Annotated in this window: 12 protein-coding genes and 1 riboswitch; of the genes, 7 read left to right on the forward strand and 5 right to left on the reverse strand. The window is 48.0% G+C overall.

The features are described 5' to 3' along the window. Positions 1-2 precede the first annotated feature (2 nt). Both NYE68_RS17790 and NYE68_RS17795 read right to left on the reverse strand, forming a co-directional pair. Positions 3-1,013 carry an iron ABC transporter permease gene (locus NYE68_RS17790; RefSeq protein ID WP_033574859.1) on the reverse strand — a complete coding sequence of 337 codons (1,011 nt, stop codon included), beginning with the start codon at positions 1,011-1,013 and terminating at the stop codon, positions 3-5. Beyond that, complete coding sequence (locus NYE68_RS17795) at positions 1,013-2,050, reverse strand: iron ABC transporter permease (RefSeq protein WP_031378357.1); 1,038 nt, start codon at positions 2,048-2,050, stop codon at positions 1,013-1,015. Before NYE68_RS17795 ends, NYE68_RS17790 begins: the two co-directional genes overlap by 1 nt. 247 nt (positions 2,051-2,297) lie before the next feature. Between NYE68_RS17795 and NYE68_RS17800 the strand changes: the two genes are divergently transcribed. Both NYE68_RS17800 and NYE68_RS17805 read left to right on the forward strand, forming a co-directional pair. After that, complete coding sequence (locus NYE68_RS17800) at positions 2,298-3,236, forward strand: iron-hydroxamate ABC transporter substrate-binding protein (RefSeq protein WP_012118425.1); 939 nt, start codon at positions 2,298-2,300, stop codon at positions 3,234-3,236. Positions 3,237-3,382: 146 nt separating this feature from the next. Next, positions 3,383-4,297 (forward strand): class I SAM-dependent methyltransferase, encoded by a 915-nt coding sequence (locus NYE68_RS17805; RefSeq protein WP_174747303.1) that lies wholly within the window; start codon positions 3,383-3,385, stop codon positions 4,295-4,297. A 52-nt stretch (positions 4,298-4,349) separates the two neighbouring features. Here the strand turns inward: NYE68_RS17805 and NYE68_RS17810 are convergent, their stop codons facing one another. Together NYE68_RS17810 and sspJ are read right to left on the reverse strand one after the other, a co-directional pair. Next, positions 4,350-5,762 carry an amino acid permease gene (locus NYE68_RS17810; protein ID WP_007410036.1) on the reverse strand — a complete coding sequence of 471 codons (1,413 nt, stop codon included), beginning with the start codon at positions 5,760-5,762 and terminating at the stop codon, positions 4,350-4,352. 110 nt (positions 5,763-5,872) lie between these two features. Beyond that, a riboswitch (Lysine riboswitch) is annotated at positions 5,873-6,053 on the reverse strand. A gap of 121 nt (positions 6,054-6,174) precedes the next feature. Further along, positions 6,175-6,315, reverse strand: a complete 141-nt coding sequence (sspJ, locus tag NYE68_RS17815; protein ID WP_007410034.1) for a small acid-soluble spore protein SspJ — start codon at positions 6,313-6,315, stop codon at positions 6,175-6,177. A gap of 183 nt (positions 6,316-6,498) precedes the next feature. On the opposite strand from sspJ, the gene NYE68_RS17820 reads away from it, so the two are divergent. Further along, positions 6,499-6,981: a metal-dependent hydrolase gene (locus tag NYE68_RS17820; RefSeq protein WP_003151759.1), complete on the forward strand. Its 483-nt coding sequence runs from the start codon at positions 6,499-6,501 to the stop codon at positions 6,979-6,981. A 41-nt stretch (positions 6,982-7,022) separates the two neighbouring features. After that, positions 7,023-8,879: an LTA synthase family protein gene (locus NYE68_RS17825; protein WP_324636399.1), complete on the forward strand. Its 1,857-nt coding sequence runs from the start codon at positions 7,023-7,025 to the stop codon at positions 8,877-8,879. 30 nt (positions 8,880-8,909) lie between these two features. Here the strand turns inward: NYE68_RS17825 and NYE68_RS17830 are convergent, their stop codons facing one another. Next, positions 8,910-9,836, reverse strand: a complete 927-nt coding sequence (locus NYE68_RS17830; protein WP_064115991.1) for a substrate-binding domain-containing protein — start codon at positions 9,834-9,836, stop codon at positions 8,910-8,912. Between the two features lie 117 nt (positions 9,837-9,953). Here NYE68_RS17830 and modA point away from each other — a divergent pair, with 117 nt between their 5' ends. The 3 genes from modA to NYE68_RS17845 all read left to right on the forward strand — a co-directional run bounded on the left by modA (position 9,954) and on the right by NYE68_RS17845 (position 12,157). Further along, entirely contained in the window at positions 9,954-10,751 is a 798-nt protein-coding gene (gene modA / locus NYE68_RS17835) for a molybdate ABC transporter substrate-binding protein (protein WP_040238895.1), read from the forward strand. Beyond that, on the forward strand, positions 10,732-11,415 hold the full coding sequence (gene modB / locus NYE68_RS17840; RefSeq protein ID WP_014305804.1) for a molybdate ABC transporter permease subunit: 684 nt from the start codon (positions 10,732-10,734) through the stop codon (positions 11,413-11,415). Before modA ends, modB begins: the two co-directional genes overlap by 20 nt. A gap of 94 nt (positions 11,416-11,509) precedes the next feature. Beyond that, positions 11,510-12,157 carry a response regulator transcription factor gene (locus NYE68_RS17845; protein ID WP_033574855.1) on the forward strand — a complete coding sequence of 216 codons (648 nt, stop codon included), beginning with the start codon at positions 11,510-11,512 and terminating at the stop codon, positions 12,155-12,157. The last annotated feature ends 3 nt before the right edge of the window (positions 12,158-12,160 follow it).

Here is a 12,160-nt window from a genome sequence, read left to right on the forward strand (position 1 = left end):
CTCTATTTCGTTTTCATCAGCAAATATACAAAATACGGCGCTCCGAGCACGGAAATCACCAGGCCGACGGGAACTTCGGACGGTGCAAGCACATTTCTCGCCAGCGTATCGGCAAGCAGAAATAAAAATGCTCCGATTAAAGCCGAAACCGGGATAAGCGTCTGGTGGCGCGGTCCGGTAAGCCTTCTGGCCAAATGCGGCGCAATGAGTCCGAGAAAAGCGATTCCGCCGGCTGCCGCAACACATGACGCGGTCAGGGCAACGGCGCACATCAGCAGAACGCGCCGCTCCTTTTCAACCCGGGTGCCGAGCCCCGCCGCCAGCTGATCACCGAGCTGAAGCACATTTAAATACCTGGCTTTATAGAGGCTGAACGGTAAAAGAACCAGCAGCCACGGCAAAATGGACAGCACCATTTTCCAATTGGCGTTCCAAATCGAACCGGAAATCCATACAAGCGCCTGCATGAAATCCCGCGGGTCCATTTTCAGCTGAAAAATCAAGAGAAGCGCATTAAACCCCGCATTGACGCCGATCCCGACCAAAACGAGCCGGACAGGTGAAACGCCTTTTTTCCAAGCCATCACATAGATGAGCAGCGCAGCCAGAAAAGCCCCCGCCAAAGCGCTCACCGGAAGCAGCCATGTACCGGCCATGCTTAAATCAACAGCTGATCCTTGGAAAAAGAAGATAAACAGAACGACCGCCAAAGACGCCCCGGCGTTAATCCCGAGAATGCCCGGCTCCGCCAAGTCATTTTGAGACACGCTTTGAAAAATCGCGCCTGAAACCGCGATTCCGGCGCCGACCAGCAATGACAGCACCATGCGCGGCAGTCTGAATTCAAATAAAACGAGCTGATCCCGGGCATCCCCCTGTCCGAAAAAGACACGTAGCGTATCAAGAGGCGCAATCCGGATCACACCCATGTTTAAGCTGATAAAAAAGACGATACATATGAGCAAAAACGTAACGGCCATGACCGCCAGCGGTTTTTTCGATTTTACATTCATTACAGCCCTCTCCTTTCCCTGCGCGCCAAATAAAAGAAAAAGGGAACGCCGATAAGGGCGGTTAAAGCGCCGACCGGTGTTTCAAACGGCGCATTGACGAGTCTTGCGGCAATATCACTGAAGACTAACAGAACGGCGCCGAATACCGCCGAACAGGGAATGATCCACCTGTAATCTACCCCGACTAAAAATCGGGTGATATGCGGAATCACCAAGCCGATAAAAGAAATGGCTCCGGCGACTGAGACTGAAGCCCCCGTCAAGAGGACAACGACAAACATTCCGATTACTTTTACAAGCGATGTGTACTGCCCGAGCCCTTTGGCCAGCTCTTCACCCAAGCTCAGCACCGTCACTGAGCGCGCAATCAGAAATGCCAGCAAAAGTCCGATAACCCCGACCGCCAACAGCAGCTGCACGCCTTCCCATTTCACGGAAGCGACTCCTCCGGCGTACCAGAACTTCACATCCTGGGCGACATCAAAACGGATCGCAATCGCGCTTGAAAGCCCCGTTAAGAAATAGCCGACTGCCGTACCGGCCAGCGCGAGCTTCACCGGTGTCAGACCGCCTTTTGAAAACAGGCCGATGCCAAACACAATAAGCGCTCCGATTCCCGCTCCCGCGAAGGACCACAAAACAAGTCCCGCCGCAGACAGGCCCGGAAAAAAAGCAAACGCCAATGCGATCGCAAATCCTGACCCCGACGTCACGCCCATAATCGAAGGCTCAGCAAGCGGGTTCCGCGTCAGCCCCTGCATAATCGCCCCGGACACAGCTAAAAAAGCCCCGACGAGCGCGGCGGCGGCGGTTCTCGGCAGCCTCAGATCGCGTATGATTTGATGAGATGTATTTTGCGGCTGAAAGTGAAAGAGAGCATCCCACACCGTCCGCAGATGAATATCGGCAGCTCCGATGGAAACAGACAGAGCCGCGCCGATCAATAAAACCGCAATCCCGGCACACAGCAGCACAGCCGCTCTGAATGAACGCGCCGTCCACTGGATTTCACTCCCTGATGCCCCTAGAGCCGTCATTGTCTGTTTCTTTTTCAATAGACCCAACACTCGTTCTTCCTTTCTCAAAACAAGAATGGTAATGATAATGATTATCAATGACTTGTTTCAGTATAGCACTTTTATCTTCTCTTTTAATAGACCTAATTTCATATAAAAAAAGAAAGTTTTTCTTAAAAAAGAGCGTGCTTCTCTATGAAAGCAGTGATATAATCACACTGATAATGATTCTCTTTATCACTAATTTTCATGAAAGAAGGAATGTCAGATGTTCCATACATACAAGAAAATCGGCGCAGCGCTGATTGCCATGCTGCTCATCGCCGCTTTGGCCGCATGCGGCAATTCTTCAGACACGAAAGGTTCTTCTGAAAAAGAAGAAACCATCACGTATAAAGCCGAAAACGGCAATATTAAAATTCCGAAGCACCCGAAACGGGTCGTCGTCATGGCTGACGGCTACTACGGCGACTTTAAACAGCTCGGCATCAATGTTGTCGGCGCGCCGCAAAACGTATTTAAAAACCCTTATTACAAAGGGAAAACAAAAGGTGTGACAAACATCGGCGACGGCACGTCCGTTGAAAAAATCATTGACTTAAAGCCGGATTTAATCGTGGTCTGGACGACACAAGGCGCCGATATTGAAAAACTGGAAAAAATCGCGCCGACCATCGCCATTAAATATGACAAGCTCAGCAACATTGATCAATTCAAAGAGTTTGCGAAAATGACAGGCACTGAAGATAAAGCAGACAAATGGCTGGCTGAATGGGACAAGAAAACCGCTGCCGCTAAAACAAAGGTTCAAAAAGCGGTCGGGTCAAAAACCATCTCCATCATGCAGACAAACGGAAAAGACATCTATGTATTCGGTAAAGACTTCGGCCGCGGCGGAAGCATCATTTATGACAAACTCGGGCTGAAGGCCACAAAACTGACGCAGGAAAAAGCCATTAATCAAGGGCCGGGCTACGCCAGCATTTCACTCGAGAAACTGCCTGACTTCGCGGGAGACTACATCTTTATGGGGCCATGGCAGGCCGGCGGTGACGACAAAGGCGTGCTTGACAGCTCAATCTGGAAGAACCTCGATGCCGTCAAACAAAACCATGTCTACCGCATTGATCCGATCGGCTTCTATTTCTCAGACCCGATCTCACTTGAAGGCCAGCTCGACTACATCACAAAAAGCTTAACAAAGTAACCCCGAAGCCGCTGTCACAGCGGCTTTTTATTACGCTTAAAACTTGACAAAAAAATTTATTTATGCTATAATTTACATTTTTGGATTAACATGTATAATAAGATTCTCCCGGCCGGAGATTGATGTAAATAACGGAGGATCTTTATATGAAAGAAAACAAGGCGAGTATGACTTCCCTGCTGTCCGCTTTCGGAAGGGCGTACCACAGTAAATACGACACCCCGGTGATATTTGATGATTTTATGGCACAAGATCTGATTTCCGAAAAAGAGCATTCGGACATCCGCGATCATCTGATTCAAGGTATATCATTTTTCAGTAAAGACATGGCACAGAGGCTTCAAGGCCAACCGAATGACATCTTAAAATGGGTGACTCAAGTACAGCTGTCTCCTACACCGTTAGCCCGTGCCGCATATTGTGAAGAAGTGCTTTTGAATGAAGTGAAGCTCGGGGCCAAACAGTATGTTATCCTTGGCGCGGGGCTCGATACTTTCTGTTTCAGGCATCCTGAGATGACAAACGCCATAGACATATTTGAAATCGATCATCCCGCTTCACAGGAAGACAAAATAAACAGATTGAAACATCTGAACCTCGGTATTTCCCATCATCTTCATTTTGTACCGATGGACTTCGCCGCTTCGCTTTCTTTCAGCCGTCTGTATCAGGAAGGTTTTTCACGCCAAAAAACCTTTTTCAGCCTGCTCGGTGTGTCATACTATCTTACGAAAGAGCATCTCGCCCGCCTGCTCACACAATTATTTGCCGAAGTCCCGCCAGGAAGCTCTATCGTGTTTGATTATGCAGATGAGTCGCTCTTTGAAGAAAGAGGACTGTCAAACAGAGTGGAAAACATGGTGAAAATGGCTGCAGCAAGCGGAGAACCGATGTTATCGTGTTTCAGTTATAAAGAAATCGAAAAAATATTAGAATCATCAGGTCTGCTTATTTATGAACATTTATCTCCGGCGGACGTCAATGACCGTTTTTTCAGCGGACGCACTGACCATTTAACCGCATTCGAGACCATTCATTATATACATGCCGTCAAAAAGTAATCAGCTGCCGCAAACAAAAAAAGACATCTCACAGACGTGAGATGTCTTTTTGTCATACCGATTGTCTGTTGTTTGCAAATTTCTTTGAGACGAAAGGATATAACAGCAAACCGACGAAGAACAGCCCGATACCGAGAATAAAGGTCGTTAAATCGGCCGTTCCGGTAATAATGACATAAAAAGAATAAATGCAGGCAAGGATGGCGATGATACCGTCTCTTACTCTTGAACCCTTTATCTCGTCATACGTTTCACCCGTAAAAATGAGCTTCAGGCTGTAAAACGCTGAAACGAGATACGGAATCAGATAAGCGAGCGTCGCCGCCGTCGTTAAAAACGTAAACGCGTCACTGATCGTCCGGGAAATAACTGAAAAGATAAAGATCTGTGACATCACGTTCGTTACGATTAACGACACAACCGGGCTGCCCTGTTTATTCGTTTTTGCAAAAGCAGCGGGAAAGTCTCCTGATTTCGCCGCTTGATACGGAACCTCAGAGCCGAGAAGAATCCAGCCGAGCATCGTTCCGAACAGACACAAAATCGCCAGAATCGCCATGATGACGCTTCCCGCATTGCCGACGATCGCGTACAATACGTCAACAAACGGTTTTTCCGAGCCGACAAGCTTACCATGCGGAAGCACGCCCATCGTAATCAATGTCACGATGATATAGATGCCAAGCGCGATCAATAATCCGGTAATGGTGGCGCGTTTCACGTCACGCTGCGAACGGGCGCGCCCGGATAAAATGACTGCCGATTCAATTCCGACGAACGCCCATAATGTTGAAATCGCCGCATTGTGGATCTGTCCGCCGATTCCCTCAACTGTGTGAGGACCTGTTTGAACCGGAAAATAAAAATGATCGAAAAACGACGTTTGAAACACAAATAAACCTGCAATGATAAAGAAGATAAATCCTAATACTTTTGAAAACGTCGTGACAAAATTTAATTTACTCGCACCATTAATGCTGGTGACGAGAATCGTGTGAGTGCCCCATAATAAAACCGTACATACGGCAAACGTCAGCAGCTGGCCGAGCGTAACCGCCTGACCGCCGATCGAAAACATTTCACGCTTATCCGTTAAAATCGGGAAAAATGATGTTAAATATCCGGCAAGGCTCGTGATGATCGCCACGTTGCTGATCCAGCTCGCCACCCAGTAGCCCCAGACCATCGTGAAGCCCGCTGCATTCCCTTTTTTCCGATCGCTGAACAGCGCACGCGCATAGCTTTGCGGCCCCGCCGTCAGCTCAGGCTTGCGGATGGATAAGTGGCCGAAGACCAGCGCGATCATTAACACACCGGCTCCCGTTAAAAGCCATGCCGATGTGGCGCCGAACGGGCTCGCGATTTTTGCGAGCGTACTCGGAAGCGAAAAGATGCCCGAGCCTACCATATTTCCTACGACAAACGCCGTTAATAACCAAAAACCCCATTTTTTCGTCTGTTCCATTCCTGTACCTCCTGGTTGTTCATTCGTACGGACCAGACCCCGAGATCATATTTACACGCAAAAAAAGCCTGAACAAAAGTCCATGCTTAAAGAAACACACACACCCTTGATCTCCGGATAGCCCTCCGCGAAAAAGCACGCGGCAGTCCTGCACTTATTCAGATACAGTCCCAGCATAAAGAAGGATCGGCTTTCTTTACACTTCGGCGCTGATGCCTTTAACACATGTTTTACGGCCCCTATCAGCCTGGCATGTGCGACTCATCATCAAGCGCAACCTCTACCTCACCGAGAAAGAGTGAGGATTTTTATCATTCAATTCTACTCAGAGGTTATCAGAGATAAAAAGATCTGTCAAAGGGAAAAATTAGATGAAAACGGATAGAGCGTTCGCCCTACCCGTCTTATATGGTCAGCGGTTGTTTTTTTTCTTTTGAACAGCTTCTTGAAGCGGATCGTCTTTCAGAGCTGCACCGGCGTCTTCAAGCGCGCCTTGAATGACGTTTTTGTTTTTATCGCTGTTTTTTCCTTTTTCTTTGTTAAAGAAAGCCATCTGTATCACCTCTTTATCAAATATAGGTACACCTATAATGTGTCTTTTTCCGCGGCAGAATATGCGGAATCCCCGTCTCCTTCCTTTTGGCGGAACAGGTAAAGTTTGTTGATCAAACATGCATTCTCTTGATATATTTGTAATTCAGGGGATTTTGGCAAAAATAAAAAGGAGAAGCGAAAAATGACAGGAAAAACACACATCATGGGAGGCATCGCTTCTTGTTCCGCAATTGCGTATTATTACGGGTATGATCCGGTCCTTATGACCTCAGCGGGTGCCCTCGGGGCGCTGATTCCCGACATATGCCATACGAAAAGCAAAATCGGCAGAACGCTGCCCGTTCTGTCCAAAATCGTAAGCACGGTGTTCGGCCACAGAACGTTTACACACAGCCTGCTGTTTATGCTTATTATGTTTTTCATTACGGCAACCTATATTCCGAATCCGAGCATTTCCGCCGGACTGATGATCGGAATGGCGAGCCATCTTGTGCTTGACGCATGGACCGTCAACGGCATTAAACTGCTGTTTCCGTCCGCCATCCGCTTCCGTCTTCCCCTTTATATGAGAACGGGGAGTTTTTCGGAGCAGCTTGTGCTGGCCGGCTTAACGATTGTATCCTGCTATTATTTATACGAACTGGTTCACGGCCGTATCTCTTAAACAAAAAGCATCTTTCGCTTTTAGGGTGAGGAGTCATACATATGAAGAAAACCTTTTTCAGCAATCATCGGTTTTTATGCCTGTCCATCCTGTTCATGTGGATGAAAACCTATGCCGTTTATAAGCTCGGTTTTGATCTGCAGAACAATTCGGTTCTTGAGGAATGTCTGCTTCTCATTAATCCGCTGAGCTTCATTGTGCCGCTGTTCGGCATCGCCCTCTTGCTGACAGAAAAAAAACAGCGGATCTTTCTGCTTTCGGCAAATGTGATGCTGACGGGGATTTTAATCGCGAATACGGTGTTTTACGGGTTTTATATTGATTTTATCACCATACCGGTTTTGTTTCAGGCGAGCAATATGGGTGATATGGGAAGCAGCGTCCAAGAGCTGTTTCACCCGCTTTATATCGCTTTATTTTTGGATATTGCGGTTTTGTTTTACCTTGGTAAAAGGCATAAAGCCGATAAAGGGAAAGCCAGCACCCGTACCGTTAAAGCGTATGCGTGGGCATCAGCCGGCCTCATGCTGTGCAACCTTGCACTGTCTGAGGCCGAGCAGCCGAAGCTGTTCAAGCACCCTTTTGATCGTGAAGCGCTCGTAAAAGGAATCGGCCTGTTCCACTTTCATTTGTATGACACCATTTCGCAGACGCTGAATGCAGGGGCAAAAGCGTTTGCCGATGAAGACAGCCTTGCGGCGGTCGCGAATTACACTCAAGCCGACTACAGCAGGCCGTCCGAATCAAAGTTCGGGCTCGCAAAGGGGCGCAATGTGATTTTTGTTACGCTCGAATCAACACAGCGTTTTGTAATGGATGAGCGGGTCAACGGGCGGGAGATTACCCCGTTTTTAAATAAACTGCGGAAAAAAAGTTATGACTTCACTCATTTTTATCAGCAGACTGAACAGGGAAAAACCTCAGATTCAGAATTCATTACTGCGAATTCGCTGTATCCGTCTTCAAGCGGCGCCGTTTTTTTCACAAAAAGCGGCCACCGGTTCAATACGATGTACCATATGTTAAAAGACCGTCAATACTATTCAGCCGTTCTGCATGCCAATCATAAGGCCTTTTGGAACCGGGATGAGATGTACGGGGCATTCGGAATCGACCGTTTTTTCGACGCGGATGAATTTAAGGTGACACAGGAAAATTCAACAGGCTGGGGCCTGAAGGACAAGGAATTTCTCGAACAGTCAGCGGAAAAATTAAAGAAGCTTCCGCAGCCGTTTTACGCGAGCCTGCTGACTTTGACCAACCATTTTCCTTTTGAAATTGATAAACAGGATCAGCTCATTGAGGAACCGGACACAAGCAGCGAGTTATTAAACCGCTATGTGACGACGGTCCGCTATGAAGATGAGGCCCTGAAACACTTTTTCAAGAAGCTGAAAAAAGAAGGACTGTATGACAACGCGATGATCGTCCTGATGGGAGATCATTACGGTATATCCGAAGCCCATAATCAAGGACTTGCCGAATTCTTAGGGAAAGAGGAAATCACTCCGTTTGATACGGTTCAGCTTCAGCGCGTGCCGTTTATCATTCATATTCCAGGGGTGACCGACCGTGCGCCGGAAACGATTGCTTCCGCCGCGGGACAGGTTGATGTAAGAACGACGCTGCTTCACCTGCTCGGCATTGAAACGAAGGGCAGCATTCAGTTCGGCAATGATCTGTTTTCCGGAGAGCGGACTCCGTTTGCGGTGCTGAGAAACGGCAGCTTTATCACGGATGATCATATTTATACGAAAAATACGTGTTACAGCCGTAAAACGGGTGAACCGCTTTCTGACATGAGCGCGTGCAGCGATGAGAAAGAAAAAGCGGAACAAGAGCTGATGCTTTCCGATAAAATATTAAACGGCGACCTGCTGCGGTTTTATAAGCAATAAAAAAATCCCTCCGTTATATGGAGGGATTTTTCATGTTTCATATATAAGCCGTCCGGTCATTTTCGTATCATATCCGGATAATTGAGAAAGCTGAGACTTGAATTCCTCAGAATTAAGAATGTCCTGCACGCTTTGAACAAGCTCCCGGTTTTGTTTTAAGACGACCACATCGTACTGCTCACTGATCACCGGGATAAAGTCCGTGCCCGCCATATGCGCCGCATGCTGCGACCCGACTCCGATATCCGCCTTTCCGCTTGATACTTGTGAAGCCGCTGACAGATGGTCCGTGACAATGTCATGATAGCCGGCGACATCAGACGGCGTAATGCCGAAAGATCTGAGCTGTTCATCCAGCAGCACCCTCGCACCTGATCCTTTTTCGCGATTGACGATGCGGACATCTTTTCGGCACATGTCCTGAAAACCCTGAATGTTCAGCGGATTACCTTTTTTCACATATAATCCGGCCTGCCGCAGCACGACATGAAAAAGCGCAAACGGCTCCCCTGAAAGAATGCGCTTCACGTACGGGATGTTATACTGCCCCGTCTCCCCATCGTATAAATGCAGACTGACGATGTCACAGGCCCCGCGGTACATCTCGATCAGGCTGTTCAAACTGCCGCTGTACTTGCGGAGCGGAGCCGCCTGTATTGTTTGTTCCAGCTGTTTGCTGAGGAGGTCCATCGACACATCCTGCCCGCTGATGATAACGGACTGCCTTTTTTCCGGCTCCCGCCCGCGGGACGGGTCAGGCGCTTCTGCTGCGGATGGCTTTTTTGACATTCTCATGTTTGCTTTATATTGTTTTAAGTCCTCTTCATCGACCCTCATCTGTCTTCCGACCCTGTACGCCGGAATGAGTCCTTTTTTTATCAAATCATATACTGTCAGTTTGGAGACCTTCAAAAGGCCCGCAACTTCTTCTATTGTATAGGAAGTGGCTTCCGTCATATTATCACGCTCCGTTTTTATTATAACTGTTCAGATATTGAAAAAAAACCGCACCATCACGTACAATTGCGTTATAATTAGTTTGATCTAATGATATTTAGCTATAAGGGGTGCACAATGTTGAAAAAGAAAGCGACACTACTCACAACTGCGGCTATGGCCGTTTTCCTTGCAACTGCGGGCTGCTCATCCGGACAATCGTCCAAAGGCGGACAAAACGAAAAAGTCACGCTGACCGTCTCTGCGGCAGCCAGCGCTCAGGATGCACTTGAAGAAATCCAGACCAACTACGAAAAATCTCATTCAAACGTAACCATTCAAGACAACTTCGGATCATCAGGCACATTGCAAAAACAAATTTCACAAGGCGCGGGAGCTGATTTATTCTTCTCGGCAGCCGAAGATAAATTCGAAAAGCTCGTTCATGACGGAGATATCGATAAAAAGGACAGCACGGATCTTTTGAAAAATGATCTCGTCATGATCGTGCCTGAGAAAAACAGCGCACACCTGACACATCTGAATGACCTGAAAAAAGACAGCGCGGAAAAAATTGCGCTCGGCACGCCTGAATCCGTTCCGGCCGGACAATACGCCAAACAGTCATTGACGGCATTATCCCTGTGGGACAAGGTAAAAGATAAAGTCGTCTATGCAAAAGACGTTCGCCAGGTGCTTTCTTATGTTGAAACCGGAAATGTCGATGCCGGGCTTGTCTATAAAACAGACGCGCTGATTTCGAAAAAGGTGAAAATCACCGATGAAGCGCCGGCGAAAACGCACGATCCGATCGTTTATCCGCTCGGCATCGTCAAGGATACAAAGCACCGTAAAGAAGCAGAAGCGTTTTATCAGTATCTGCAGTCAGATGAAGCGATGAAAGTGTTTAAGAAATATGGATTTACTGCCAAGTAACATTACGGCTTCGGAATTTTTCACCCCAGTCGTATTGTCTTTTGAGGTGGCTTTGGCATCAGGCATCGCCGTCATCATTCTCGGGACGCTTGCCGGCGCCTGGATGGCGAAAGCGCGATTTCCCGGAAAAACGGCTGTGGAGACCCTGTTTATGCTCCCGCTCGTTCTTCCGCCTACCGTTGTCGGCTTCATTCTCATTATTATTTTCGGCAAACACAGCTTTATCGGCCGGGCGATTGAGCGGATTTTTCACCAGCCCGTCATTTTCACGTGGTCGGCCGCGGTGATCGCTTCGGCCATTGTTGCCTTCCCGCTTATGTATCAGTCCGCTAAAACGGGCTTCGCCGCGGTTGATGCCGACATCGAGGGAGCGGCGAAAGTAGACGGAGCCGGCAGGTGGCAGGTGTTCACCCGTATTTCCGTCCCGCTTGCCTTTCCCTCCCTCTTGACCGGAAGCATTCTCAGTATTGCACGTGCGCTAGGTGAATTCGGGGCGACTTTAATGTTTGCGGGAAATATTCCCGGTGTCACCCAAACGCTGCCGACAGCGATTTACGTCGCGATGGACTCCGGCAATGAAACACTCGCCTGGGTGTGGGTGATCTGTATTGTGATCATTTCTTTCCTGATGCTGTTTTTCATCCAATTGAAAAAACCCGCTTGACCGATCCGCCTTCCGCGCACCTTTCGCCGGGAGGCTTTTTGATTTAAAATCGGATGGTATATAATGAAACAAAAAACACACAAAGGGTGCGGCCATGAAGATTAATGTCATTATCGCGGATGATAATTCTTTCATCAGAGAAGGAATGAAAATCATTTTGCATACATATGAGGAATTTACTGTATCGGCAACGTTGGAAAACGGCCTGGAGGCGGCCGAGTATTGTAAACACAATCCCGTCGATATCGCCTTGCTGGACGTCCGCATGCCGGTGATGAACGGCGTCGAAGCCGCAAAACGGATCGCGGAGGAAACGGATACGAAGCCGATGATCCTGACGACATTTGACGACGATGAGTATATTTTAGAAGCGATTAAAAACGGCGCGAAAGGATATTTATTAAAAAACACCGAACCGGAACGGATACGCGATGCGATCAAAAGCGTTTTCAACGGACACAGCATTCTTCAGGACACCGTGCTGGATAAAATAAAAGACAGCCTTTTCCAGCCGGCGGAAGCCGCGCATCAGATTGATGAAAGCCAGTTTACTGAAAGAGAGCTCAGCATCATGTCGCTTATTGCGAAAGGACTGTCGAACAGGGAAATTTCAAAACAGCTTTTCATTTCTGAAGGGACGACGGCCAATTATATTTCATCTATTTTAGGGAAAACGGGGCTTGAGCACAGAACGCAGATCGCGATTTATTATATCACCGGGAAGGTGGATAACGGGCGTTGAACG

The sequence above is a fragment of the Bacillus sp. FSL R5-0447 genome, assembly GCF_038606125.1.
GTDB classification, from domain to species: Bacteria; Bacillota; Bacilli; order Bacillales; family Bacillaceae; genus Bacillus; species Bacillus velezensis.

Bases quoted from the DNA above. Each gene is read 5' to 3' on its own strand.
- NYE68_RS17790 (WP_033574859.1), bottom strand. From the start codon at position 1,013: ATGAATGTAAAATCGAAAAAACCGCTGGCGGTCATGGCCGTTACGTTT.
- NYE68_RS17795 (WP_031378357.1), bottom strand. From the start codon at position 2,050: ATGACGGCTCTAGGGGCATCAGGGAGTGAAATCCAGTGGACGGCGCGT.
- NYE68_RS17800 (WP_012118425.1), top strand. From the start codon at position 2,298: ATGTTCCATACATACAAGAAAATCGGCGCAGCGCTGATTGCCATGCTG.
- NYE68_RS17805 (WP_174747303.1), top strand. From the start codon at position 3,383: ATGAAAGAAAACAAGGCGAGTATGACTTCCCTGCTGTCCGCTTTCGGA.
- NYE68_RS17810 (WP_007410036.1), bottom strand. From the start codon at position 5,762: ATGGAACAGACGAAAAAATGGGGTTTTTGGTTATTAACGGCGTTTGTC.
- sspJ (WP_007410034.1), bottom strand. From the start codon at position 6,315: ATGGCTTTCTTTAACAAAGAAAAAGGAAAAAACAGCGATAAAAACAAA.
- NYE68_RS17820 (WP_003151759.1), top strand. From the start codon at position 6,499: ATGACAGGAAAAACACACATCATGGGAGGCATCGCTTCTTGTTCCGCA.
- NYE68_RS17825 (WP_324636399.1), top strand. From the start codon at position 7,023: ATGAAGAAAACCTTTTTCAGCAATCATCGGTTTTTATGCCTGTCCATC.
- NYE68_RS17830 (WP_064115991.1), bottom strand. From the start codon at position 9,836: ATGACGGAAGCCACTTCCTATACAATAGAAGAAGTTGCGGGCCTTTTG.
- modA (WP_040238895.1), top strand. From the start codon at position 9,954: ATGTTGAAAAAGAAAGCGACACTACTCACAACTGCGGCTATGGCCGTT.
- modB (WP_014305804.1), top strand. From the start codon at position 10,732: ATGGATTTACTGCCAAGTAACATTACGGCTTCGGAATTTTTCACCCCA.
- NYE68_RS17845 (WP_033574855.1), top strand. From the start codon at position 11,510: ATGAAGATTAATGTCATTATCGCGGATGATAATTCTTTCATCAGAGAA.